The organism is Nonomuraea sp. NPDC049714, from assembly GCF_044465295.1.
In the GTDB taxonomy this organism is placed as follows: domain Bacteria; phylum Actinomycetota; class Actinomycetes; order Streptosporangiales; family Streptosporangiaceae; genus Nonomuraea.
In genome coordinates, this window is the sequence record NZ_JBITLM010000015.1 from 192,261 (window position 1) to 217,228 (window position 24,968).

Annotated in this window: 22 protein-coding genes; 13 read left to right on the forward strand and 9 right to left on the reverse strand. The window is 72.4% G+C overall.

Going from position 1 to position 24,968, the window contains the following annotated elements; all coding sequences use genetic code 11:
* Nucleotides 1-262: 262 nt before the first annotated feature.
* The 3 genes from ACIBQX_RS42565 to ACIBQX_RS42575 are packed head-to-tail and all read right to left on the reverse strand — an operon-like array spanning nt 263 to nt 1,928.
* Complete coding sequence (locus tag ACIBQX_RS42565) at nt 263-1,258, reverse strand: NAD(P)-dependent alcohol dehydrogenase (RefSeq protein WP_397015002.1); 996 nt, start codon at nt 1,256-1,258, stop codon at nt 263-265.
* Nucleotides 1,259-1,287: 29 nt separating this feature from the next.
* Nucleotides 1,288-1,512: a helix-turn-helix transcriptional regulator gene (locus tag ACIBQX_RS42570; protein ID WP_397015004.1), complete on the reverse strand. Its 225-nt coding sequence runs from the start codon at nt 1,510-1,512 to the stop codon at nt 1,288-1,290.
* A 2-nt stretch (nt 1,513-1,514) separates the two neighbouring features.
* Nucleotides 1,515-1,928 carry a hypothetical protein gene (locus ACIBQX_RS42575; RefSeq protein ID WP_397015006.1) on the reverse strand — a complete coding sequence of 138 codons (414 nt, stop codon included), beginning with the start codon at nt 1,926-1,928 and terminating at the stop codon, nt 1,515-1,517.
* A 143-nt stretch (nt 1,929-2,071) separates the two neighbouring features.
* Between ACIBQX_RS42575 and clpX the strand changes: the two genes are divergently transcribed.
* Nucleotides 2,072-3,313, forward strand: a complete 1,242-nt coding sequence (gene clpX, locus ACIBQX_RS42580; protein ID WP_397015008.1) for an ATP-dependent Clp protease ATP-binding subunit ClpX — start codon at nt 2,072-2,074, stop codon at nt 3,311-3,313.
* 287 nt (nt 3,314-3,600) lie between these two features.
* Here the strand turns inward: clpX and ACIBQX_RS42585 are convergent, their stop codons facing one another.
* On the reverse strand, nt 3,601-4,812 hold the full coding sequence (locus tag ACIBQX_RS42585) for a PP2C family protein-serine/threonine phosphatase (RefSeq protein WP_397015010.1): 1,212 nt from the start codon (nt 4,810-4,812) through the stop codon (nt 3,601-3,603).
* 148 nt (nt 4,813-4,960) lie between these two features.
* Between ACIBQX_RS42585 and ACIBQX_RS42590 the strand changes: the two genes are divergently transcribed.
* From ACIBQX_RS42590 to ACIBQX_RS42615, 6 genes are all read left to right on the forward strand, one after another.
* On the forward strand, nt 4,961-5,767 hold the full coding sequence (locus tag ACIBQX_RS42590) for an alpha/beta hydrolase (protein ID WP_397015012.1): 807 nt from the start codon (nt 4,961-4,963) through the stop codon (nt 5,765-5,767).
* Between the two features lie 86 nt (nt 5,768-5,853).
* Nucleotides 5,854-6,705: an LLM class flavin-dependent oxidoreductase gene (locus ACIBQX_RS42595; RefSeq protein WP_397015014.1), complete on the forward strand. Its 852-nt coding sequence runs from the start codon at nt 5,854-5,856 to the stop codon at nt 6,703-6,705.
* Nucleotides 6,702-7,127: a nucleoside deaminase gene (locus ACIBQX_RS42600; protein ID WP_397015016.1), complete on the forward strand. Its 426-nt coding sequence runs from the start codon at nt 6,702-6,704 to the stop codon at nt 7,125-7,127. The genes ACIBQX_RS42595 and ACIBQX_RS42600 overlap by 4 nt, the downstream gene beginning before the upstream one ends.
* Before the next feature lie 71 nt (nt 7,128-7,198).
* Complete coding sequence (locus tag ACIBQX_RS42605) at nt 7,199-7,537, forward strand: YciI family protein (RefSeq protein ID WP_397015018.1); 339 nt, start codon at nt 7,199-7,201, stop codon at nt 7,535-7,537.
* Nucleotides 7,534-7,854 carry a sigma factor gene (locus tag ACIBQX_RS42610; protein WP_397015020.1) on the forward strand — a complete coding sequence of 107 codons (321 nt, stop codon included), beginning with the start codon at nt 7,534-7,536 and terminating at the stop codon, nt 7,852-7,854. Before ACIBQX_RS42605 ends, ACIBQX_RS42610 begins: the two co-directional genes overlap by 4 nt.
* Nucleotides 7,830-8,741: an RNA polymerase sigma factor gene (locus ACIBQX_RS42615; protein WP_397015022.1), complete on the forward strand. Its 912-nt coding sequence runs from the start codon at nt 7,830-7,832 to the stop codon at nt 8,739-8,741. The genes ACIBQX_RS42610 and ACIBQX_RS42615 overlap by 25 nt, the downstream gene beginning before the upstream one ends.
* On the opposite strand, the gene ACIBQX_RS42620 is transcribed toward ACIBQX_RS42615, so the two are convergent.
* Nucleotides 8,742-9,512, reverse strand: a complete 771-nt coding sequence (locus tag ACIBQX_RS42620) for an SDR family NAD(P)-dependent oxidoreductase (RefSeq protein WP_397015024.1) — start codon at nt 9,510-9,512, stop codon at nt 8,742-8,744.
* 56 nt (nt 9,513-9,568) lie between these two features.
* On the opposite strand from ACIBQX_RS42620, the gene ACIBQX_RS42625 reads away from it, so the two are divergent.
* A complete protein-coding gene (locus ACIBQX_RS42625; protein ID WP_397015026.1) occupies nt 9,569-9,940 on the forward strand; it encodes an ArsR/SmtB family transcription factor in 372 nt (123 codons plus the stop codon).
* On the opposite strand, the gene ACIBQX_RS42630 is transcribed toward ACIBQX_RS42625, so the two are convergent.
* The gene (locus ACIBQX_RS42630) at nt 9,924-10,289 is read right to left on the reverse strand and encodes a YybH family protein (RefSeq protein ID WP_397015028.1); all 366 of its coding nucleotides are present in this window, start codon (nt 10,287-10,289) and stop codon (nt 9,924-9,926) included. The two genes, ACIBQX_RS42625 and ACIBQX_RS42630, sit on opposite strands and share 17 nt — an antisense overlap.
* Before the next feature lie 70 nt (nt 10,290-10,359).
* On the opposite strand from ACIBQX_RS42630, the gene ACIBQX_RS42635 reads away from it, so the two are divergent.
* A complete protein-coding gene (locus tag ACIBQX_RS42635; protein ID WP_397015030.1) occupies nt 10,360-11,256 on the forward strand; it encodes a LysR family transcriptional regulator in 897 nt (298 codons plus the stop codon).
* A 17-nt stretch (nt 11,257-11,273) separates the two neighbouring features.
* Here ACIBQX_RS42635 and ACIBQX_RS42640 read toward each other — a convergent pair whose 3' ends face one another.
* Entirely contained in the window at nt 11,274-11,864 is a 591-nt protein-coding gene (locus ACIBQX_RS42640; protein ID WP_397015032.1) for an XRE family transcriptional regulator, read from the reverse strand.
* Nucleotides 11,865-12,072: 208 nt separating this feature from the next.
* On the opposite strand from ACIBQX_RS42640, the gene ACIBQX_RS42645 reads away from it, so the two are divergent.
* Nucleotides 12,073-13,545 (forward strand): MFS transporter, encoded by a 1,473-nt coding sequence (locus tag ACIBQX_RS42645; RefSeq protein WP_397015034.1) that lies wholly within the window; start codon nt 12,073-12,075, stop codon nt 13,543-13,545.
* 16 nt (nt 13,546-13,561) lie between these two features.
* On the forward strand, nt 13,562-14,359 hold the full coding sequence (locus ACIBQX_RS42650) for a DUF1684 domain-containing protein (RefSeq protein WP_397015036.1): 798 nt from the start codon (nt 13,562-13,564) through the stop codon (nt 14,357-14,359).
* Nucleotides 14,360-14,389: 30 nt separating this feature from the next.
* Here ACIBQX_RS42650 and ACIBQX_RS42655 read toward each other — a convergent pair whose 3' ends face one another.
* Nucleotides 14,390-14,953, reverse strand: a complete 564-nt coding sequence (locus ACIBQX_RS42655) for a TetR/AcrR family transcriptional regulator (RefSeq protein WP_397015148.1) — start codon at nt 14,951-14,953, stop codon at nt 14,390-14,392.
* 120 nt (nt 14,954-15,073) lie between these two features.
* On the opposite strand from ACIBQX_RS42655, the gene ACIBQX_RS42660 reads away from it, so the two are divergent.
* A complete protein-coding gene (locus ACIBQX_RS42660) occupies nt 15,074-15,859 on the forward strand; it encodes an oxidoreductase (RefSeq protein ID WP_397015038.1) in 786 nt (261 codons plus the stop codon).
* A gap of 29 nt (nt 15,860-15,888) precedes the next feature.
* On the opposite strand, the gene ACIBQX_RS42665 is transcribed toward ACIBQX_RS42660, so the two are convergent.
* A complete protein-coding gene (locus ACIBQX_RS42665) occupies nt 15,889-16,848 on the reverse strand; it encodes a helix-turn-helix transcriptional regulator (protein WP_397015040.1) in 960 nt (319 codons plus the stop codon).
* A gap of 263 nt (nt 16,849-17,111) precedes the next feature.
* Here ACIBQX_RS42665 and ACIBQX_RS42670 point away from each other — a divergent pair, with 263 nt between their 5' ends.
* Nucleotides 17,112-24,968: an SDR family NAD(P)-dependent oxidoreductase gene (locus ACIBQX_RS42670; RefSeq protein WP_397015042.1), complete on the forward strand. Its 7,857-nt coding sequence runs from the start codon at nt 17,112-17,114 to the stop codon at nt 24,966-24,968.

Genomic DNA, 24,968 nt, shown 5'->3' on the forward strand with positions numbered 1-24,968 from the left:
GGCCGTCAAGGGTTCCAGGGCGCGCTCCACGCGGATCGGAGGCCGGATCGTGAGCACCGGGCACAGGCTGATCGTGCGGGGCTTCGCCGGGATGACCTTCCAGCGGGCGGCCCGACGTGGCCGAGGTCTCGGTGCTGACGGTCTGCTTCTGAGCCGACTACCCAAGCATGTGGTCGATGTCGCCTTCGTCGGGAACGACGCGCCGGTGTCACCGCTGGAACGGCCGTGGTTCGCCGCCGGCGACCCCGTCATGGCCACGCGGTCACCTGTCGTCGTGGTCCATCGTGATGAGGACGGCGCCGTGGTTGAGGCCGGATTCGATGCGCCGATGCGCCTCGGCGGCCCGCGCCAGTGGGTGACGTCCGTCGATGGCCGGCCTGATGTGTCCCGCTTCCGCGATCTCCACGAGAAAGCGCAGGTCCGTGGTCTTGTCGCTGTCCTTGCGCAGGCCGGTGAACGCGACGACGGCCCGCTTGTCGCCGAACCTGCGTGTCCACAGCGACTGGTGGAAGATCGCCGGGGAGGGGACGGTCGTCATGTACACCCCGCCGCTCTTCAGCACGCGCTTGCACCGCCCGAACGAGCTCTTGCCGGCCGCGTCGAAGACGACGTCGTAACCGTGGCTCGCGCGGGTGAAGTCCTCCTTCGTGTAGTCGACCACCTCGTCGGCGCCCAGGGAGGTCACCAGGTCCAGTTTGGCGGTGCTGCACACGCCGGTGACCCGCGCGCCGAAGTGCTTGGCCAGCTGCACCGCCGCCAGCCCCACCTGCCCGGAGGCTCCGTTGACGAGGATCTCCTGCCCTTGCCGGAGGCGGGCGTGGTCCCTGAGGAAGGGCAGCGCGGTCAGCACTCCACTGCTGAAGGAGGCGACCTCGGCGTAGGACAGGTTGGCCGGCGCGACGACCAGTGGCCCGTCCTCCGAGGCGAGCACATACTCGGCGTGCGCCCCGAAATTGGGACCGGTGACGCCGAGGACCCGATCGCCCACGGCGAACCGGCTCACGTCCTTGCCGACCGCCGCGACCTCACCGGCGAAGTCGGTGCCCAGCGTCCGCGCCTTCGGCTTCGTGAGGCCGGTGTACAGCCTGGAGAACAACGGCTTGCCCGCCCGGAAGGTGGCGTCCACCGCCGACACCGGCGCGGCGCCGATCCTGACCAGCACCTCCTTGTCCCCGGGCCGGGGGGTTTCGACGTCCTCGACCCTGAGGACGTCGGGTAAGCCATAGGTGTCATAGACGACGGCCTTCATGAAGATCATCCTCACGTGATGGTGGTCATGCGGCTCGGTCACGCCTGATCATCGGGGTACTGGAAGACCTCGTCGAGGGGCACGCCGAACACTCTGGCGATCTGGAACGCCACCTCCAGCGAGGGCGAGTAGCGCCCCTGCTCGATGGCGATGATGGTCTGCCGGGTCACCCCGACGCGGGCCGCCAGCTCGGCCTGCGTCATCTCTTCACGGGTGAAGCGCAGGTAGCGGATCGAGTTGGTGATCTTGGTGGGCTTGGGCATGCCTAGAAACCCCGGCGATAGGCGACGATCTTCACGATCGAGGAGACGAGCGCGTCAAGAACGAACGCCAGATACAGGGCGTTGGCGATCCAGAAGTGCTCGAATCCCGCCAGTGTCAGGAGGAGCACTCCGGCCGCGCCGGCCGCGAGCACGTAGTAGCCGGCCTGTGTGCCGTACCGGAAGATGCCGACGTCGCGCTCGTCGCGGCGGCCGGCGCCTCGGGACGCTCCCATCAGTGTGTCGGCGAGGATGTTGGCCAGGATCGCGACGCCGACGGCTATGAGCAGCGGCCGCACGTAGGAGATCTCCGCGACCGAGGCGTCGGCCAGCCGCCCGACCACGATCACGGCGTAGACCACGGGCACGACGCCCGCGATCACGGCGTAGACCCACGCCCGCTTCTCCTCGTGCGACATGCCATCTCCCAGGTGAACGATCTGCCAACACGACAAATGTAAAGCACTCCAAACCTGATGTCAAAGATATTTAACTTCCCCTATTGGGATACGATGAACATCCGAATGATAGGAACATCTAGAAACTCCGGCGAGGAAGACACGTGGCACCCTCCGGCAATCTGCTCAAGTGCACGTTCTGCGGCAAGAGGCAGGACCAGGTCAGGAAACTCATCGCAGGGCCCGGTCAGATCTGCATCTGCGACGAATGCGTGGAGCTCTGCAACGAGCTCATCGAGGAGGAGCGGATCGAGATCGCCCGGAGCGAGCCGTCCCCGCCGCCCAGGCCGCGGGAGATCCACGACTTCCTGGATCGCTACGTCGTCGGCCAGCAGGAGGCCAAGAAGGCGCTCGCGGTGGCCGTCTACAACCACTACAAGCGCATCCGGGCGCGCCCCGGCGACGCCGTCGAGCTGGCCAAGTCGAACATCCTGATGATCGGCCCGACCGGCTCCGGCAAGACCTACCTCGCCCAGACGCTCGCCCGGATGCTCGACGTGCCCTTCGCGATCGCCGACGCCACCGCGCTCACCGAGGCCGGCTACGTCGGCGAGGACGTCGAGAACATCCTGCTCAGCCTGCTCAGGGCCGCCGACCACGACGTCGGGCGGGCCGAGACCGGCATCGTCTATCTGGACGAGATCGACAAGATCGCCCGCAGGAGCGAGAACCCGTCCATCACCCGCGACGTCTCCGGCGAAGGCGTCCAGCAGGCGCTGCTGAAGATCATCGAGGGTACGGTCGCGAACGTGCCGCCGCAGGGCGGGCGCAAACACCCGCAGCAGGAGACCGTCCAGATCGACACCGCCAACGTGCTGTTCATCGCCGGTGGCGCGTTCGCCGGCCTGGAGCACATCGTCGAGCGGCGGACCAGCCGCAGGAGCGCCGGGTTCGGCGCCACGCCGCCGGACGGGCGTGACCCGCTCACCGAGGTCATGCCGGCCGACCTGCTGAAGTTCGGGCTGATCCCGGAGCTCGTCGGCCGCCTCCCGGTGCTGACCACGTTGCGTCCGCCGGACCGTACCGCACTGACGAGGATCCTCACCGAGCCCCGCAACGCGCTGATCAAGCAGTATCAGCGGCTGTTCGAGCTCGACGGCGTCGAGCTCGCCTTCACCGAGGAAGCCGTCGGCGCGATCGCCGATCAGGCGCTGCTGCGCCGCACCGGCGCCCGCGCCACGCGCGCCGTCCTCGAAGAGGTGCTGCTCAACGTGATGTACGAGCTGCCGAGCCGGGACGACGTGGCCCGAGTCGTGATCACCCGCGACACCGTGCTCGACCACGTCAACCCGACCCTGGTGCCGCGTGCCCACCCTGAGCCGGGCCCGCGCGAGAAGTCGGCCTGATCACTGCGCGCGGCCGTACGCGCACCGCTCGGCTCTCGAGCACATGTCACATTCCGCGGGGCCCGATCCTCTTAGGGGGTGACTTACCGGGACCCCCTGGACGAGCGGCCCTCCCGGCTGCGCGGCGACCGGAACAAGGAGTGCGAGGCCGCCGCCGTCGCCGACCGGTCCACGGTCGATCACCCACGAGCAGATGGCCGCCATTGGCGCGGCGATCGGCAGGCCGCTGCGCTTCGAGGAGGTGCCGCCCGAGGCGCTCACCCGGCACGCCCCACCGGTGAGGCTGATCACAAGGTGAGGCCGACGTGCCTGCCGGACTGCCACTCCACGGTCAGCACGGTGGCGTCGTCCTGGAGCCGCCCGTGCTGGTGCCGCAGGATCGACTGGATCAGCCGCCGCAGGGTCTCGGGCGCCGACATCCCGTCCGCCTCGTGCCGCACGATGAACTCGATGAACCGGTCCAGCCCGAACATCTCCCCCTCGGGGCTCTGGGCCTCGATGATGCCGTCGGTGTAATACAGCAGCCGGTCGCCGCGCTGGAGCTGATAGCGCTCGATCCCGGACGACAGCCCCAGCCGGAATCCCATCGGGGGCGACGGGATCTTGCTCTCCAGGGTGGCGGCCAGGCGGCCGTCGCGGATGATCAGGGCCGGGTGATGCCCGCGGTTGACCCAGGTGAGCTCACCGGTGTTCATGTCCAGATCGGCCAGGACGCCGGTGGCGAAGCGGGTCTGGCCGAACTGCTCGGCGATCGCCTCGTCGACCGCCTCGCTGGTGGCGAGCAGGTCAGCGCCCTGGAGCCGGTTGTTGCGGCAGGCCCCCATGGCGATGCTCGCGGTCAGCCCGGAGGTGAGGTCGTGGCCCATCGCGTCGAAGATCGACAGGTGCAGGAGGTCCCCGGTGATGCCGTAGTCGAAGGCGTCGCCGCCCACCTGGTAGGCGGGTTCGAGCGCGGCGCTGAGCACCACCCTGTCGTTGGCGAAGCTGCCGTTCGGCAGCAGGTTCCACAGCACCTCGGCGGACAGCGTCATCGGGTCGGTCCGCACCAGCCGGGCATAGGTGTCGCTGGAGTGACGCTTGCTGACCACCATCAGGGAGATCAGTGTGCCGAGGCGTTTCATCCGCCACTCGGCGGTCTCGTCGGGGTCGTGGGCGAGGGCGCCGAGCACGCCGACCCGCTCGGTGCCGTCGAGCAGCGGCACCCACAGCCGCACCACGCCCGAGTCGTCTACCGGGGCTCGGACGAGCGTGACGTCGCGGAAGGCCTGCCCGGCGAGGGTGCCGTCGACGCGCAGCCGCGAGAGCGGCTCACCCGCCGGATCGGTCTGACCGGGCAGGGGCGCGAGGAACATCGACTGCAGATCGGCCACGTAGATCTGGGTGTTGGTGAAACCGCCGAGCACGGCGTGCTCGGCGACCAGCCGGACGACGTCCTCCATGCTCGCGGTGTGGCTGGACTGGAGAAGCCCGCCCAGCATGCGCTCGCCGTCGCTCAGCATGCGGCCCGCCTCCCCCGTCGCGGTCTTCTTCCCCGGGCTGTCATACCCGGGGCCTCCCAGCTGTCACGCTCGTTCGCCGCCCTCAGCGTATGCGGAGCGGTCTGTGGTGGACTGACACCACGACCCATGGGAGGAGTGATCGGCGGCGATGCGCACCGTGGTGGTCATCGTGGGAGTGGTGGTGGTGGTGCTGCTCGCACTGCTGTGGGCGTGCCAGCGTCACCTGATCTACCTCCCCGACCGGCAGCCGGCGCCGTCCGCAGCCACGGTGATCCCCGGAGCGCGGGACGTCTCCTTCACCACCCGTGACGGCCTCCGGCTCGCCGCCTGGTTCGTCCCCGGCGAGCGCGACGTGGCCGTGCTGATCACCGGTGGCAACGCGGGCAACCGGCTGCACCGCGCGCCGCTGGCCCGCGCCCTGGCCGCGCACGGCCTGCCGGTCCTGCTGATGGACTATCGCGGCTACGGCGGCAACCCCGGCAGCCCGACCGAGGACGGGCTCACCCTCGACGCCCTCGCCGCGCGCCGGTTCCTCGGCGACACCCTCGGGCACACCAAGGTCGTCTACTTCGGCGAGAGCCTCGGCGCGGCGGTGGCGACCCGGCTGGCCGTCGACCATCCGCCGGCCGGCCTGGTGCTCCGCTCCCCCTTCACCGACCTGGCGGCGGCCGGCCAGGCGAACTACCCCTACCTTCCGGTCCGGTTGCTGCTCCGCGACCGTTTCCCGGTGACCGACCTGATCGCCGGCGTCCGGGCCCCCACCGTGATCCTGTACGGGACGCGGGACACGATCGTGCCGCCACGACTGAGCAGAGCGGTCGCCGAGGCGGCCGGGGACTCGGCCACCCTGATCGAGGTGACCGGCGCGGGCCACAACGACCAGGTCTTCCTGACCGGCTCCGAGCTGGTCGGTGCGGTGGTGAAGCTGGCCGACCGGGCCGGCGGCACCCGCTGAGCGGCGGCCCGAACCGTAAGCGTGACCGTCCCGGAACCGTCCGGGCCGGGCGCGCGCGTGTCGCCGTGAACCCGTAGCCTTTGCTGATGCACATCGGGGTGAACGTTCCGAACTTCGGGCCAGGCACCGATCCCGACACGCTGCGCCGCTGGGCGCAGACGGTCGAGGGGCTCGGCTACGACCTGCTCATGGTCTCCGACCATGTGGCGGTGACGCCGGATGTGGCCGAGCAGTATCCGGCGCCGTTCTACGAGCCGTTCACCACGCTGGCCTGGCTCGCCGGCATCACCCGGCGCGTCAGGCTCGGCACCACCGTGCTCATCGTCCCCTACCGGCATCCGCTGCTCGTCGCCCGGATGGCCGCCAACCTGCATCAGCTCAGCGGCGGGCGGCTCGTGCTGGGCGTGGGCGTCGGCTGGGCGCGGCGGGAGTTCGAGGCGCTCGGCGTCCCGTTCCAGCAGCGCGGCAAGCTGACCGACGACCACATCCGGGCCATGCGCGCCGCCTGGGACGACGAGCGCGACTACGGTCCCGGGCGCATCCCGATCTGGGTCGGCGGCAACAGCGACGCCGGGGTGCGCCGGGCGGTGCGCCTGGGCGACGCCTGGCATCCGCTGCGCTGCACGCTCCCCTGGCTGCGCGGCGCGCTGGAACGGCTCCGGATCGTGGCCGACGAGCTGGAGCGCCCGGTGCCGCCACTGGTCCCGCGCATCCTCCTGCGGCTCACCGGCGAGCCGGTCACCGGCCCGGACCGGCGGGCCGGCGAGGGCACCATCGAGCAGATCATCGACGACCTCGAACAGCTGCACGAGCTCGGCGCCGGAACCGTGGTCCTCGATCCCTTCAACGGCGACCCGCACGAGACCAGCCACCCCGAGGTGGCCTGGGAAGCACTCGCGGCGGTCGCCGCCCACCGACCCCGAACGGAGACTCCATGAACCACGACGACGAACGCCACCTCCGCAGAGCCATCGAGCTGGCCGCCTCCGCCCGGCAGGCCGGCAACCCGCCCTTCGGGTCGCTGCTGGTGAGCCAGGACGGCACGGTGATCGCCGAGGAGCGCAACACCAGCCTCGCCGACTCCGACATCACCGCGCATCCGGAGCTGAAGCTGGCCCGCTGGGCGGCGCGCGAGCTCGACGCCGACACCGCGGCCGTCACCACCATGTACACCAGCTGCCAGCCGTGCGGCATGTGCACGGGCGCCATCGAGCGCTCCGGCCTCGGCCGCGTCGTGTTCGCGCTCTCCAGCGAGCAGCTCGACGGGCTCAAGCCGGGCGGCGGTTTCTCGCACGTCCCGCACGAGGGCCCGGCGCTCTACGACGAGGCCCGCGCCCCGGTCGACGGCTACTACACCTGAGCCAGGACGGCTGTCGATTCGCGGGGATGTCGTTCGTATGGAAGGTGAGACGGCAAGGGAGGACATCCGCGATGAAGCAGTATCTGCTCAGCATCTACCAGCCCGACGGCGACCCGCCCCCGCCTGAGGTCCTGGAGCCGGTCATGCGCGATCTCGAAGCGCTCAACGACGAACTCCGGGCCGCGGGCGCGTGGGTCTTCGCCGCCGCGCTGCACCCGCCCGGCACCGCCACCGTGCTGCGCCCGCAGGCGGGCGAGGTGCTCATGACCGACGGCCCGTTCACCGAAGGCAAGGAGCACCTGGGCGGGTTCACCGTCATCCAGGCGCCCGACCTCGACGCCGCCCTCGTCTGGGGCCGCAAACTCGCCCGCGCCACCACGCTGCCGATCGAGGTGCGGCCGTTCCAGTGACGCCCCTCTCGGCGATCGAAGGCGTCTTCACCCAGGAGTACGGGCGGGCGGTCGCCGTCCTGGTCCGCGTCTTCGGCGACATCGACATCGCCGAAGAGGCGGTCCAGGACGCCTTCACCGTCGCGGTGGACCGCTGGCCCGCCGAAGGGCTGCCGCCGAGCCCGGCGGGCTGGATCATCACCACCGCCCGCAACCGGGCCGTCGACCGCCTCCGGCGTGAGGCCTCCGCCAGGACCGGCACGCCCAGGCCGCCCTGCTGCACGCCCGCGACGAACCCGTGGAGGAAGGCCCCGTGCGCGACGACCGGCTCCGCCTGATCTTCACCTGCTGCCATCCGGCGCTCGCCAGGGCCGCCCAGGTCGCCCTCACACTCCGGCTGCTGGGCGGGCTCACCACCGCCGAGATCGCCCGCGCCTTCCTGGTGCCGGAGCCGACCATGGCCCAGCGCCTCGTCCGCGCCAAGGGCAAGATCCGCGACGCCCGCATCCCGTACCGGATCCCGTACGAGGCCGATCTGCCCGACCGCCTGCAGGCCGTGCTGGCCGTCATCTACCTGATCTTCAACGAGGGCTACCTGGCCGGTTCGGGAGACCGGCTGGTCCGCGAGGACCTGTGCGCCGAGGCCGTCCGCCTCGGACGGCTGCTGGCCGCGCTCATGCCGGACGAGCCCGAGGTCGCCGGGCTGCTCGCGCTCATGCTCCTGCTGGAGTCGCGCCGCCCCGCCCGGGTCTCGCCGGACGGTGAGCTCGTCCTGCTCGCCGACCAGGACCACGGCCTCTGGGACCGGGCGCTGATCGCCGAGGGCCAGGAGCTGGTACGGCGCTGCCTGCGGCGTGGCCGGCCCGGGCCGTACCAGGTCCAGGCGGCGATCAACGCCGTGCACAGCGAGCCGCCCACCGACTGGAGGCAGATCGTGCTGCTGTACGACCAGCTCATGGCGATCGCCCCGAGCCCGATCGTGGCGCTCAACCGGGCCGTGGCGGTGGCCGAGGTCGACGGCCCGCAGCAGGCGCTCACCCTCGTCGACGCCCTCGACCTCGACGGCTATCACCTGTTCCACGCCATCCGCGCCGACCTGCTGCGCCGGCTGGGCCGCGTCACGGAGGCGGCGTCCGCCTACGACGTGGCCCTCGACCACACCGCGAACGAGGCCGAGCGGGCCTTCCTGCGACGCGCCCGGCAGGCGCTCGGCCGGTTCGCCTGATCAGACGAGCTCGTACCCGCCGTCGACCGTGAGGATCTGCCCGGTGAGCCAGGCGGTGTGGGCGTCGGACAGCCGCAGGATCCAGGCGGCCACCTCGGCGGGGTCGCCGCGCCGGCCGAGCGGGATGCGGGCGGCCTCGTCGTCCTTGATCTCGTCGATGACGGCCTGCGGCAGGCCGGCCGAGGCCAGGGCCTCGCTCTCGGTCGGGCCCGGGGCCACCGCGTTGACCCGGATGCCCTCCGGCGCGAGCTCCAGCGCCCAGCTGCGGGTGAGCTGCTCGATCGCGGCCTTGGTGGCCGCGTAGTGGGAGGCTCCCGCGATGGGCCGGTGGCCGAAGGTGCTGGACACGTTGACGATCACTCCGCGCGACGCCCGCAGGTGCTCCAGTGCGGCCGACGCCAGGAGGCTGGGGGCGGTGACGTTGGTGGTCAGCATGTCGGTGATCCGGGCGGCGGTGACCTCCGCGAGCGGCATCATGCCCGTGATGCCGGCGTTGTTCACCACGACGTCCAGGCGTCCCCATCGGTCGATCGCGGCCCGTACGGCCTGGTCTGCCGCGCCCTCGGCACAGATGTCCAAGGGGAACGCGACGATGCGGGGGTGCTCGGCCTCGGTGGCGGCGAGGGCGTCGGGGCGTCGGCCGACTCCCAGCACATGGGCTCCGGCGCGGGCGAAGGCGATCGTGGCGGCGCGTCCGATGCCGGAGCCCGCGCCGGTCACGATCACGACCTGACCGGTGAAGTCGCCGGTCGTATGGTCGGGTGCAGTCACAGAAGGCTCCATCATTCGAAGTTCGACGAACAACGAACGAAGGTAGCATTGGAATCGTGAAGGATCCTCACCACCCCCACCCCTCCGAGATGACGCTCATCCGAGTCTTAGGCGCGATCAGCGATCCCATCCGGCTCGGGCTGGTCCGGGTGCTGGCCGATGACCGGGAGCGGGCGTGGGGCGAGCTGCGCGCGCCCGTCGGCAAGTCGACGCTCAGCCACCATCTGAAGGTGCTGCGGGACGCGGGCATCACCCGGACCCGCCAGGAAGGCACCCGCTGCTATGTCCGGTTGCGGCGCGCCGACCTCGACACCCGGTTTCCCGGCCTGCTGACGGCCCTGCTGCACGTCGCGGACGCCGACCGCGTCGGCGGCGAGGTCGGCGTCGCCGACTCGATCCCGGGGAGCGCCGTCAGTCGCGCGGGCTGACGAACTCGGGCTGGTCGAGCAGGCGGAGCCAGCTGCCGTCGGGCTGGCGCCGCACCACCTGCGCGCGGGCGCCCGCATTGTCCTTCGGCGGGGTCGAGGTGAGCGCGATGTCGCCGCTGATCAGGGTCGGCAGCGGTTGTTCCTGCTCGAAGCGGGGCCGGTTGGCCAGCACCTTCTCCCACAGGGCACGGATCGCCTCCCGGCCCACCGTCCGGCCGCCCGGCGGATAGGCCAGCACCGCGTCCTCTTCGTACAGTGCGGCGACACCGGCGGCGTCACCGGCGTTGGACCGCTCCACGAACAAGCGGGTGATGTCCTCGGGCCGCATGGCCTTCTCATATTCGGTCATGCTTTCAGGGTGGCAAGCACCTAGCCAGAAGTCCAACAGCTGCTTCTGATGGAAACTATGATTGCCAGTTATGGATCTGAGGCAGCTCGAATACTTCGTCGCGGTCGCCGAGGAGCGTAACTTCACCCGGGCGGCCGAGCGGGTGCACATCAGCCAGTCCGGCGTCAGCGCCCAGATCCGCCGGCTCGAACGCGAGCTCGGCGCGGAGCTGTTCGACCGCTCGGCGCGCACCGCCACCCTCACCGTCGCGGGCAAGGCCGCGCTCGGGCCCGCTCGCGCCGCGCTCGCCGCCGCCGGCGCCGTCGGCCGCTCCGTGGGCGAGGTGACCGGCCTGATCCGGGGACGGCTCACCGTCGGCATGGTCATCGGCTGTACGGTCACCCCGCTGTTCGACGCCCTGGCCGCCTTCCACCGGGCGCATCCCGGCGTGGAGCTCTCGCTGCAGGAGGACAACTCCGACCGGCTCGTCGACGGGGTCCGGGCGGCGACCATCGACCTGGCGCTCGTCGGCACCGCGACCGCCACCCCCGACGACCTGGACGCGCTGACCATCATCAGCGAGCGACTCGTCGCGGCGGTCCCCTCCGGGCATCCCCTGGCGAACCGGCGGCACGTCAGCCTGCGCGAGCTGGCCGACCACCCGATCGTGTGCATGCCACCGGGCACCGGCCTGCGCACGGTGTTCGACCAGGCATGCGCGGCGCGGCACGTCCAGCCGGTGATCGCCCTGCAGGCCAGCGCCGCCGAGGCCATCGCCGACCTGGCCGCCCGTGGGCTCGCCGTCGCCGTCCTCAGCGAGTCGATGGCCGCCCGCTACCGCGATCGGCTCACCGCCCTGACCATCGACGACGTCGACACGCCCGCGCTGCTCGCCCTGGTGTGGCAGGGCACGCACAACCCCGCCCTGCGCGAGTTGCTCGCCCACAGCCGAAAGGCGTTCGGCGAGCTCGGGACCCAGCCGAAGTAGGCCCGGTTCGAGAAAGGTCAGCGGTCGTCCGGGCGTGGCCGGGCGCGGACGTGGGCGCGTTCCCCCTGGGGCCCGAACAGGATGAGCAGCTCGACAGGTGTGGCCCCGGCGTTGCCCATCCAGTGCGGGATCCGCGTGTCGAACTCGGCCACCTCGCCGGGCGCCAGCGTGAGGTCCCGGTCACCGAGCACGAACCGTAGCCGGCCGCTGAGCACGTACAGCCACTCGTAGCCTTCATGGCTCTGCAGATCGGGCTCGGCGGTGCCCGTCGCGCCGGGGATGATCAGCTTGTACGACTGGGTGCCGCCCGCCTTCTGGGTCAGCCGGATGTACGTCATGCCGTTGCGCCGGATCGGCCGCAGGTGGACGCGCGGGTCGCCGGTCTGCGGTGCCCCGATGAGCTCCTCCAGCGGCATGCCGTGGGCCCTGGCCAGCGGGAGGAGCAGTTCGAGGTTCGGCCGCCGCAGGCCGCTCTCCAGGCGCGACAGGGTGCTCTCCGATATGCCGGTCTCCGCGGCCAGGTCGGCCAGGGTCAGGCCGCGATGGCGGCGCAACCGCCGAAGCCTGGGGCCCATTGCCGTCAGCGCGGCGTCGAGATCGTCGTCCACAGTGGCCACCCTTGCTGACTCGGCAACGGGGAACGCAGGCGCCGGGCGCGGGTCCGCATCCGGCCATGGCGTCAACCATCCAGGTGCGCGCGCGAATTCCCCGCGGAGCGTCTCTTGCCGAGTCGGCAATTTCTTGTGCGTCCGCACCCGGAGGTGACGCAGACTCCCAGCCGCACGACGCCGGCCACTGTCAGAAAGGACGCTCACGATGAGCACCCGACCCCTCCAGAGCTCCGGGCACGATCCGGGCCACGACCGCGTCATCCCGCCGCCGCATCAACGGCCGGCGACCGGCGGCGACCACCCAACCGCCGCACCGCGACTGCGCTACCCGGCGGTCATCGTGCTGTGCCTCACCCAGCTCATCCTGGTGATCGACAACAGCGTGGTGAATGTCGCGCTGCCCCAGATCCGGCACGCGCTGGGCTTCTCGGCGACCGGCCTGTCCTGGGTGGTCACCTCCTACGCCCTGGTCTTCGGCGGTCTGGTCCTGCTCAGCGGCAAGGTGGGCTCGATCGTCGGCCCGCGACGCACGTTGCTGATCGGCGTGTCGATCTTCACCGCCGCCTCCGCGCTGGGCGGTGCGGCCACGACGCCGGCGATGCTCATCGCCGCCCGCGTCCTGCAAGGTCTGGGAGCGGCGCTGGCCGCGCCGGGCACGCTCGTGCTGTTGATGTCGATCACCAGGCCGGGTCCGCAGCGCGCGCGGGCGATGAGCGTGTTCGTGCTGGCCATCGGCCTCGGCGCGGCGCTCGGACTGGTGCTCGGCGGGGTGCTGACCACGTCCCTCGGCTGGGAATGGGTGATGTTCGTCAACATCCCCGTCGGCCTGGTCGTCCTCGTGGGGGTACGCCTGCTGGTGCCGGAGGCGCCCCGCGCTCCGGCCCGCCTGGACGTCGGCGGGGCCGTCGCGTCCACGGCCGGCATGACCGCCCTGGTCTACGGTCTCGTCAACGTCGCCTCCCACGGCTGGGCCGACCCGGTCGTCCTCGGCTCGTTCGCGGTCTCGATCGCCGGGCTGCTCGCCCTGGTCCTCATCGAGCGGCGTCATGCCGCACCGGTCGTGCCGCTCGGGTTCTTCACGAGGATGCGCAGCGCGGCCCCGCTGCTGGCCATGATGCTGATCCCGGCCGGTCAGGCGGGCTTTCTCTACTTCGCCGCGTTGTTCACCCAGAACGCCCTGGGCTTCACCCCGCTCCAGACGGGGCTGTCCGTCCTGCCCTTCACCGCCGCGCTGCTCGTCACGAACCTCCTGACCAGCCGCCTGGTGACGCGGCACGGAGAGCGGATCACCGGTTCCCTCGGGATGCTCGGCCTGCTCGCCGGGCTGTGGTGGATGTCGCGGATCGATGCCGCCGACACCTTCGCCGGTGGCCTGCTCGGGCCGTTCGTCCTGCTCGGCCTCGGCGCGGGACTGACCGTCGCGCCGCTCACCGCCGTCATCATGCACCAGGCGCCGCCGGCCCAGGTCGGCGCCGCCTCCAGCCTCAACCAGGGGATGCAGCAGCTCGGCGGCGCGCTCGGCCTGGCCGTGCTGACCACCGTGTACGGCAGCGCCGCCGGGGGCGGAGCCGGTGAGGCGGGGGCGATCGCGACAGCCCTCACCGCCGGGGTCGCCTTCCCCCTGCTCGCCCTGACCCTCTTCGCGACGTGGGCCCGTCCTACGACCGACATCAAGTAGAAAGTGGATGATCACCATGAGCGACGCACCCGTTCCCACCGGCTCGCAGGAGCTCACCCGCGCCTGGCAGGAGTGGCGGGCCGGCTGGGAGCAATGGCTCACCCGGCCCCTGGGCTGGCTGGCCGCCACCTCGCACGAATGGCTCGACGACACGCCCCGGAACCCCGCCGGGCTGCCTGGCCTGTGGTGGCAGCACGGGGACGCCCTTCACATCGACCCGCAGGGCTCCGCGATGGCCTTCGACGGTGAGACCTTCACCACCGAACGCCGGTTCGCCCTCGCCGACGCCGCCGACGACCTCCGGGTCACCGTGGGGGACGTGGAGGTGGGCATCACCTACCGGGGCACGTACCTGATCGTGACCTACGACCCGAGCTCACCGGCGCGACGTGACTTCGACGGCGTGCCCGTTCACGAGCCCAGCCCGCGCTGGGTGATCCCCGGCCGCCTCGAACGCCACGACTCGCCCACGTCCGTGACGCTCGACTCCGTGGGCTGGGAGGCCCACCAGCACGACTCGCCCGGCCTGGTGCGCTTCTCGTACGCGGGCAGCGAGCACACCCTCCAGGTGATCGGCTCGCACGGGATGCTGCTCACGGTCTTCACCGACGCCACCAGCGGCGTCACCACCTACGGGGCGGGCCGCTCCCTGGAGATCGCCGGTCCGGACGGCGAGGGCGACGTGACGCTGGACTTCAACCGCACGGTCAACCTGCCCTGCGCGTTCAGCGACCACTTTCCCATCTGCCCCGTGGCCCCGCCCGCCAACCGGCTGCCGTTCGCGATCGAGGCCGGGGAGAAGACACCCCACTGAGCGAACGGCACGCCCGGTGCTGTGACGCGGTCAACCGCGCCCGCCGAAACCGTGCAGCAGCGTGTCGACGAGACGAGCGGCCAGGGCGTCCGCGTCCTGGCCGTCGTCCTGACCCTCGTCCGGCTCCACCGCCGCCTCGTGGATGAGCGCGTAGTAGACGCGGCGCGCCCAGTCGAGATCGGTGTCCGCGCGGAGCAGGCCCGCGTCGCGCGCCCTGCGGAACATCTCGTCGCACCGCTCACGGACCTCGGCGTGCACGCGCGCGACCTCGGCATCGGCGGAAGCGGTCCGGCTCATCGCGTATCCCCAGTCGATCTTGACGCGGAGCACGTTCGCGGTCACTTGGTGCAGCGTGACCAGGGGCGGAGCCGTGGTCGTGTAGGCCGCATCGACGGCCTCGGCGAACCGCCGGGTGGCCCAGGCGGCCATGGCGTCGACGAGCGCGTCACGTGAGGCGAAGCGGCGGTGGACGGTCGTACGGGCGACCCCGGCGGCCTCGGCGATCTGCTCCATGCTCGCCGCCGGGTTCCGGCTGAGGACGCGTTCGGCCGCCTCCAGGATCGTCCGGACGGTTCGCTCCGTGTCCGAGCGCATCTTGTTCACCGCGCCAGGTTACATCAGTGTCCCTAGTCGAAAGGAAGTTGCAACATCTATGACGCAAGTTGTAGCGTCAGTGCATCGGAAGTGTTGCGACTTAGTGGAAAGGGTTCTGTCATGGATCTTGGACTGACCGGCAAGACCGCAGTGGTGACCGGCGCCAGCCGGGGGATCGGTCTGTCGATCGTGCGGGCGCTGACGGACGAGGGAGTGCGCGTGGTCGCCGGAGCCCGCACGCTCACCACCGAGCTGAAGGAGACGGGCGCACACGTCGTGACCGCCGACCTGTCCACCGCCGCGGGCGTCACCGCGCTGACCGAGCGGGCGATGGCCGAGCTGGGCGGCGTCGACGTCCTGGTCAACAACGTCGGCGGCGGCGAGGGGAAGGGGCAGGCCGGCGGGTTCCTCACCTTCGGCGACGAGCAGTGGCTCGGCACGTACGAGCTGAACTTCCTCAGCGCGGTACGCGTCACCCGGGCGACGCTGCCCAGCCTGGTCGAGCGGGGCGGCACGATCGTGAACATCTCCTCCACCAGTGCCCGGCAGCCGAGTGCGGGGCCGATCCCCTACACGACCGCGAAGGCGGCGCTGACGGCGTTCGGGAAGGCGCTGAACGAGGAGTTCGGGCCGCGGGGCGTACGGGTCAACACGGTCTCGCCCGGCGCGGTGCGGACGCCGCTGTGGGAGGGAGCACAGGGGTACGGCGCGGAGCTGGCCAAGGTGCTGGGAGTGCCGCACGAGGAGCTGCTCCAGGCGATCCCGGGACAATCCGGCATGACGACGGGCCGGTTCGTCGAGCCCGGCGAGGTGGCCGCACTGGTCGTCTACCTGGCCTCACCGGTCGGCGTCAGCATCGCCGGAGCCGACTACCTGATCGACGGCGGCGCGATCAAAACAGCCTGACCACCCGTCGAAGGCGTGGTGACACGCCGTCAGCCTTCCTGGGCGGCGGCCGTGTAGCGCCGCGCCAGGTCGCGCAGGAAGGCCCGGAGCTCGGGCGGATCGAGCACCTCGAAGGGGACCTCGAGGGTGCTCAGGAACGCGGCCAGATTGTGGAACGACTCGCCGCCGGTCTCCAGGACACAGGCTCCCTCGCCCTCGGCGCGCAGCAGACCGGCCGCCGGCGGAAGCCGCTCGAAGAGCGTCTCGTACGGCGCGTGCAGCCGTACGAGAGCCGGATGCCGGTAGGCGGTCGAGCCGGCGCCGCGCACGACGTGGGCCGCGGCGTCGCCACCCGGGGGCTCGCGCGGGGTGAAGCGGGGACCGTTCGGCGTGCGGGGCGTGATGCGGTCGGCGCGGAAGGTCCGCCAGTCGTCGCGGTCGGTGTCCCAGGCGAGCAGATACCAGCGCCGGCCGGTGTACACGAGACGGTGCGGCTCGGCCGAGCGGATGGTCACCGCGCCGTCATGGTCCTGGTAGTCGAAGCGCAGCCCCTCGTGGTCGCGGACGGCCGCGGCGATCACCGTCAGGGTCCCGGCGTCCACCATGGGGCCGCGCCCGGCGACCGACACCGTGGCGGCCCGTACCGCCTCGATGCGGTGCCGCAGGCGTGACGGCAGCATCTGCTGGAGCTTGGTGAGCGCGCGCAGCGAGGTCTCCTCGATGCCGGTCACGGTGCCGCCGGCGGCGGCGTGCAGGCTGACGGCCACCGCGACGGCCTCCTCGTCGTCGAGCAGCAGCGGAGGCAGCGCCGCCCCCGCCCCGAGCCGGTAACCGCCCGCCGTCCCCGTGGCCGAGTGGATCTCGTAGCCCATGCCGCGCAGCCGCTCGATGTCGTTGCGCACGGTCCTGGTGGTGACGCCGAGCCGGTCGGCCAGCTCGGCGCCGGCCCAGTCGGGGCGAGCCTGGAGCAGTGAGAGCAGGCGCAGCAGGCGGACCGAGGTTTCCAGCATCGTCCCAGCATGCCGGACCGGATCATCCTCAACGCCGGGCAGGGGCCATCGGGATCTTCTCGGCGATGCACCAGCTGGACACTCCGCGCAAAGGTTCAATTGCTCTATGTAACATCCCAGCCTCGCGCGTACGTCTCCGAGCCCCACCACACCATGCCTTAACGGGAGGCAACACCGTGACCGTGGAGGAACACGAACAGTTGCTGTCCAGTCACACACGGCTGTGGTGGCATGGGGTCGCGGGCGATCAGGAAGGTGACGGGATGAGCACAGGCGGTGGCGGTAACGGGCGGGTATGGCCTCGGCAGGCTGTGGCGGTGGTCGGAGTGGGGTGCAGGCTTCCGGGCGGCATCACGGACCTCGACGGGCTGTGGCAGGCCCTGCTGCGTGGCGACGACCTGGTCGGTACGGTGCCGCCGGACCGGTTCGAGGCCGAGCGGTACATCGACGAGAGCATCCCGAGACCGGACCGGAGCTACACCCGGGCAGGCGGGTTCCTCCGGGACATCGCCACCTTCGACGCCGCCTACTTCGGGATCTCCCCCAAGGAGGCCGCCTCGATGGACCCGCAGCAGCGGCTGCTGCTGGAGATGGCCGCCGAGGCGTTCGACGATGCGGGCATCGACCCGGCACGCCTGGCCGGCAGCGACACGGGAGTGTTCGTCGGGATCTCCGACCCGTCGTACGGTGTGCTCCAGGCGCTGGAACGCGGCTCCATGGGCCCGTACAGCATGTCCGGGATGGCGCTGTCGATCGCCGCCAACCGGCTGTCGCACGTCTTCGACCTGCGCGGGCCGAGCATGATCGTCGACACCGCCTGCTCGTCCTCGCTGCAGGCGGTCGAACGGGCCTGCCGGTCGCTCGCCGAGGGCTCCAGCCGGGTGGCCCTGGCCGGCGGGGTGAACGTGCTGCTCAGCCCCACGGGTTTCGTCGGGTTCAGCCAGGCGTCGATGCTGTCGCCCACCGGGCGGTGCCGCGCCTTCTCCGCCGATGCCGACGGGTTCGTCCGCGCCGAGGGCGGCGGCGTGGTCGTGCTCAAACAGCTCGCCGACGCGCTCGCCGACGGGGATCGGGTGCATGGGGTGATCGTCGGCGCCGCCGCCAACAACGACGGTCACACCGTCGGGCTGGCCCTGCCCAACACCGACGCGCAGGAGGCGCTGCTGCGGCAGGTGTACCGGGAGGCCGGCATCGGGGCCGACGAGGTGGTGTACGTGGAAGCGCACGGCACCGGCACCCAGGCGGGCGACCCGGCCGAATGCCGGGCGCTGGGCCGCGCCCTCGGCACCGGCCGCTCGAACGGCGCCCTGCCGATCGGCTCGGTCAAGACGAACCTGGGGCATCTGGAACCGGCCTCCGGCATGCCCGGGCTGTTCAAGGCGCTGCTGGTGCTCCGGCACCGGACCATCCCGGCGTCGCTGCACGCCGCCACGCTCAACCCCGCCATCGACTTCGACGGTCTCGGGCTGAACGTCGTCACCCGGCCGCGACCGCTGCCCGAGACGGAGGGGCGAGCGGTGGTGGGGGTGAACTCCTTCGGGTTCGGAGGCGCGAACGTCCACATAGCCCTGTCCGCCCCACCCGACCCCCGCCCGGCCGCCGTGACTCCCCCACCCCAGCTCGCCACCCGCACCCCCGTCGTTCCCAAGCCCACAGCCCTTGACTCGGCGACCTTCGGCACGGCCGCCCCGGGGTCACCGGGGGCTGCCGCCGCCTCGGGGCCGGCGGTCCCGGGGGCTGCGCGCTCTGGGGTAGCCGCGCCCGGGGGCAACGGCTCTGGGGCTGTCGCCTCTGCGCAGGGAGGCGAGCGGGTCGCCGAGCGTCGGGCCGAGTCGGTCCACGAGGCCGGATCCGCTGGGCCGCTCCCGTTCGTGGTGTCGGCCCGCAGCCCGGCGGCGCTCGCCGACGCCATCGAACGGACCGCCGAGCACCTGGCGTCGATCGCCGAACGGGACTTCTACGACGCCGCCTACACCGCGACCCGTCGGCGCGCCCTCCACCGGCATCGCGCCGTCGTCCTGGCCGACTCGGCAGCGGCGGCCGCCCTCAGCCTGTCCCGCCTCCGCACCGCCGCCCCGGACGGCCCGCCCGCCGCCGACCCCGGCCCGGAAACCCCCGCAACCCAGGTGGGTGACGTGCCGGAGGCAGGGCTTGAGGTGCCCGTGGCGGTGGTCGGGGAGGTGGTGGAGAGGGGGCGGGTGGCGCTGGTGTTCTGCGGTAACGGGTCGCAGTGGGCCGGGATGGGCGCCGATCTGCTGGCCGACGGGACGTTCCGGGCCGCCGTGGAGGCGGTGGACGCCGAGCTGACACCGCGCCTGGGCTGGTCCGTACTGGAGGAGCTGACGCTGCCGGTGGCCCGGTGGCGGCTGTCGGCGACAGAGATCGCCCAGCCCCTGCTGTTCGCCGTCCAGGTCGGCCTGGTGGAGATGCTGCTCGCGGCGGGTGTGCGGCCGGACGCGGTGCTGGGGCACAGCGTCGGCGAGGTGGCCGCCGCGTACGCCTGCGGGGCGCTGTCGCTCGGCCAGGCGGCGCGGGTGGTCGCCGAGCGCGGTGCGGCGCAGGCGGCGACGCGCGGGCAGGGCCGGATGGCCGCGGTCGGGCTGCCGGAGACGGCCGCCCGGCAGCTCCTGGCCGACTACCCGCAGGTGGAGGTGGCCGCGGTGAACTCCGACCGGGACGTCACCGTCGCCGGGCCGCAGGAGGCGTTGAAGCAGCTGGGCGAGGACCTGGCCGCGCGCCCGGTGTTCTTCCGCGAGCTGGACGTGGACTACCCCTTCCACAGCGCCGCCATGGACCCGCTGCGCGAGCCGCTGTGCGCGGCGCTGGCGAACCTGCGGCCGTCGCGGGCCCGGATCCCCATGGTGTCGACCGTGACGGGCGACGTGCTGAAGGGCGAGGAGCTGGACACGGCGTACTGGTGGCAGAACCTGCGCCGGCCGGTGCGGTTCGGGGCGGCGATGGAGCAGGTGCTCGCCGACGGGTTCGACGTGCTGGTGGAGGTGGGTCCGCATCCGGTGCTGCAGACGTACCTGCGCCGTGCCTCGGGCGCGGCCCGCGCCCGCACGGCCATCGTGCCCACGCTGCGGCGCGCGAGGCCGGGTGCGGCCCAGATGCGCACCGCGCTCGCCCGGCTCGTCGCGGCCGGCGCCGAGATCGACTGGGACCACTACTTCCCCCGCCGGGGCGTGGTGTGGACGCTGCCGGCCTACCCGTGGCAGCGGCAGCGCCACTGGGCGGGCGGCCCGCTCTCGTGGGCGCCCGCGATCGGCGACCCGGCGATCCAGCACCCGCTGCTGGGCCAGCGGCTGCCGACGCTCGAACCCTCCTGGCACGGGGAGCTCGACCAGGCCCGGGCGCCCTGGATCACCGACCACCGGGCGGGCGGGGCCGCCGTGATGCCCGCGACCGGGTACGTGGAGATGGCCCTGGCCGCCGGCCGGCTGGCGTCACCGGAGGCGGGTCCGGCGGTCGAGGTGGACCAGGTGGCCATCAGCCGTGCGCTGGTGGTGCCGGGGCCGAGCGCGGAGACGGTGTTCGTCCAGACCTCGCTGTCGGAGACGGGCACGATCACGGTGGCCAGTATGTCGCCGAGAGGGCAGGGCGCGCGCGAGCACTTCCGGGCCCGGGTGCGGCCCCTGCTGCGCCAGGCCCCGCCGCCGCTGGACGTGGCGGAACTGCGTACCCGCATCAGCGCTCCGGTGGACGTGCCCGGCTACTACGCGCGGGCCGCCGAGGGCCGCATGGTGTGGGGCCCGAGGTTCCAGGTGCTGACGGGTCTGTGGACGGGCGAGCGCGAGGTGCTGGGCGCGTACGCGTGCCCGGACCAGCGGGACGAGCGCTACCAGGCGCATCCGGTGGTCCTGGACAGCGCGCTGCAGGCGGGCGTGGTGTGGCTGGTGGACGCGCTGCGTTCGGGCACCGGCTACATGCCGGCGGCGATCGGGGCCGTGCGGCTGTGGGGCAGGCCGGATCCGGATGGGTTCGTACACGTCCGTGAGCGGTCCGGCGACGCCGAAGAGGTCTGCTGGGACATCGCGGTGGCCGGCGCGGACGGCCGGGTGACGGCCGAGATGGAGGGCGTCAGGCTGCGCCGGATGCCCGGCCTCCACGCCACCCCGGTCAGCCGCTACCACGTCGAGCTGCGGGCCGCGCCACGGCCGGGCGAACCGGCCGCCGCCTGGCCCGCGCCCGGCCCCCAGCGGCTCCTCGCCGACGCGGCCGATCGGCTCGCCGACGTGCGGGCGCTCTGGCGGGAGCTCGGCCATCCCGCGTACGCGGCCCGGCTCGAAGAGTCCTTCGCCCGTACGCTGACCGCCGCGCTGGTGGAGCTGACCGGCGGTGTCACGTCCGGTCTCACCGTCCACGACCTGTCTGCCGTGTGCCAGGAGCCGCACCACCGGCGGATGCTCCGGGCGGCGCTGCCCCTGCTGGAACGGCACGGCCTCCTGGAACGCCCGGACGAGCGGCACGTACGGCTGACTCCGCAAGCCGGGCCGGACGGGGAGGGGCTGGACGCGGCGTACGGCGGGCTGGTCCGGGCGGGGACCTCGTTCGCGGCGCAGAGCGCGCTGGCGGTGCGGGGCGGGCTGCACCTGCGCGAGCTGCTGCGCGGCGAGCGGTCGGCGGCCGACGTGTTCGCGGCCGGCGGGGCCACGGAGCTGCTGGACCAGTTCTACGACATCGGCCCCGCGAGCCTGTTCGGCAACCGGATCGCGCGGGCGCTCGTGGAGCGGGTCGTCCGGGAGTGGCCCGCTGACCGGCCGCTGCGGATCCTGGAGGTGGGCGCGGGGACGGGCGGCACCACCGCCGCCCTGTTGCCGGTCCTGCCCGCCGACCGCACCCGCTACACGGTCACCGACACCGCCGAACCGGCGCTGGCCCGGCTGCGGCAGCGCCTGTCCGGGGTGGACTTCGTCGACTTCGACCTGCTCGACCTGAACGGCGACCCCACGGCTCAGGGGTATCTCGCGGGCGGGTACGACCTGGTGGTGGCGGGCGGCTGCCTGCATCTGGCCCGCGACCTGACCGCCGCCCTGCGCGGGTTGTCCACGCTGCTCGCGCCCGGTGGCAAGCTGCTCGTCGCCGAGCCGCACCGCGTGGAGTCCCTGCTGCCGTTCCTGGGGCTGATGCCTGACTTCTGGGACTTCGACGACCACGACGTACGACCGGACTCGCCGCTGGTGTCCTGGGCGGGATGGCCGGAGCTCCTGTCCGAGGCCGGCTACACCGACGTCGTCCAGGCGGGCCCCGAGCCCGGCACGGGCGACTTCTCGGTGATGCTGGCCACGGCCCCTGACAGCCCGCTCACCGGCTCCGCCGGTGCTGACGGCCCCGGTCACGATCTGCCGGCCGGCACCGCGATCACCCGACCGGCGCTGCCGGACGTCGTGACCGGTGACGTGTGGATCGTCGCGGACGAGGACGGCCGCGACTCGCTCGCCGCCGCGCTGGGGTCGCTGCTGGAACGACGCGGCGCGCACGTGAGCCTGTCGCCGCTCGGCGACGACCCCGCCGGGTGGGCCGCCATGGTGCCTCCCTCCGCCGGAGCCGTCGCGTTCGCGATCGTGCTGGGCGACGCGGCCGAAGCCGACGAAGAGGCACCCGAGGCCGAGGTGGTGGTCGAGCAGATCACCCGGCGGGCCGCGGCGCTGCGCGCCATCACGCTGGCCTGCGAGGAGCTTCCCCAGAATCTGCGGGTCGCGCTGTGGCTGGTGAGCCGTCCGTGCGGCGCGCTGCCGGAGCCGGGGCTCGCCGACGGGCCCGTCCATCCGCAGGACGCCGCCACCTGGGGAACGACGCGCTCGCTGGGCAACGAGCAGCCCCGCCTCGACGTCCGGCGCGTGTGCCTGCACCGCACCGGCGACGACGGCCACGACGCGGCACGACTGGCCGCCGAGCTGCTGATACCCGGCGAAGAGGACGAGATCCTCCTCACCCGGCGGGGACGCTTCACTCCACGTCTGGTCAAGACGGACGAACACGCTGTCCCGGCGTCCCCGGACACCGCCTACCGGCTCACCGTGCGCGACCCCGGCCTGTCGTACGGCCTGGCCTGGGAGCGGACCGGGCCGCCCGCGCCGGGGCCGGGACAGGCGCTGGTCGAGGTGCGGGCGATCGGGCTGAACTACCGCGACGTGATGCGCGCGGTCAACCTGCTGCCGTCCGAGGCGGTCGAGGCCGTCTTCGGCGGTCACGAGCTGGGGCTGGAGTGCGCCGGGACCGTCACCGCCGTCGGGCCCGGCGTCACCAGGTTCAGGCCCGGCGACCGGGTGGCGACGGCCGGGCCTGTCGGGTTCGGCAGCCACGCGCTGATCGAGGAGTGGGTGACCATGCCCATCCCCGACGGCGTCACCTTCGCCCAGGCCGCCACCCGGCCCATGGCGTTCGCCACCGTGCACCACTCTCTGCACCACTGCGCCCGGATCAAGGCGGGCGAGACCGTCCTGGTGCACGGCGGGGCGGGCGGCGTCGGCCTGGCCGCGCTGGAGTACGCCCGGCTCGCCGGCGCCCGGGTGATCGCCACGGCCGGCACTCCCGCCAAACGCGACCTGCTGCGCGCCCTCGGGGCCGAACATGTGCTGGACTCACGCAGCCTGCGCTTCGCCGACCAGATCAGGGAACTGACCGGCGGCCACGGCGTGGACATCGTCCTGAACTCGCTGGCCGGCGAGGCCATCACCCGCAGCCTGGAATGCCTGCGGCACGGCGGCCGCTTCATCGAGCTGGGCAAACGCGACATCTACGAGAGCAGGCACCTGCCGCTACGCCCCTTCGGCGACAACATCTCCTTCTTCGGCGTGGACATCGGCACCCTGATGTGGAAGAACCCGGCCCAGATAGCCGAGCAGACACGATCCCTCTCCGACGCCGGCGCTCAGCTCCCCCTGCTGCCGCACACCGTCTACCCGGCCGAGCGCGTCGCCGACGCCTTCGCGCTGATGCGGCACTCCCGGCACATCGGCAAGGTCATCGTCTCGCTCGACCCGCGCGACGAGCCCGTCCTGGTACGGACCCGCCCGGCCCGGCCACACCCGGGTCCCGGCGGGACGTACCTGGTCACCGGCGGCCTGACCGGGTTCGGCGCGGCCACGGCCCGCCACCTGGCCCGCGCCGGGGTCCGCCGGCTGGCGCTGGTCGGCCGCCGGGGAGCCGGCACGCCAGGAGCTCCCGCGCTGCTGGAGGAGCTCAAGGACCTCGGCGCGGAGGAGGTCCGGGCGTACGCCGCCGACGTCACCGACCGCGACGCCATGCGCGCGATCCTGCGTGAGCTGGACGAGGGCGGCCACCCGGTGCGCGGCGTCGTGCACGCCGCCATGCACCTCGACGACGCCGCGCTGGTCGACCTCTCCGACGACCGCGTCCGCGCGGTCCTGCGTCCCAAGGTGGCCGGCGCGCTGGTCCTCGACGAGCTCACCGGGGACCTGGCCCTGGACACGTTCGTCCTGTACTCGTCGTTGACCACGATCGGCAACATCAGCCAGTCGTCGTACGTGTCCGCGAACCTGTTCCTGGAGGCGCTGGCTCGCAGGCGGCGGGCCCGGGGCCGGCCCGCGCTCGCGGTCAGCCTCGGCGCGCTCGCCGGGACCGGCGTCCTGGCGGGCGGCACGCAGGCCCAGGCGCTGGCCAGGCTCGGCATCGAGTCGATGGCTCCCGGCCGGGCGCTGGCCGCCGTGGACGACATGCTCGGCGAGCGGGCGGACGTGGCGATGGTGGGCCGCTGCGACTGGGCCCGGCTCCGGCAGATGCTTCCCGGCCTGCGCCGGCCGTGGCTGTCGGCGGTGCTCCCGCCCGGCGCGGACCAGGGCATCGGCACCGTCGACCTGCTGCCGCTGCTGGCGGCGATGACCGGAGAGGAGGCGCACGCGTACATCGTCGAGCAGGTCACCGCGCTGCTGTCCGCCGTCCTGCTGATCCCCGCCGACGAGATCGCCCCCGACCGGCGGCTCGACGAGTACGGACTGGACTCGCTCATGGCCACCGAACTCCTGCTGTCCCTGCGGCACCAGTTCAACGTGGACATCCCGCCCATGGAGCTGATCCGCGGCGCCGGGACGGTCGCCGACATCGCCGCGACGGTCCTCCTCCACCTGGGGCTGCAGACCTCACGCCCGGCCTCCTAA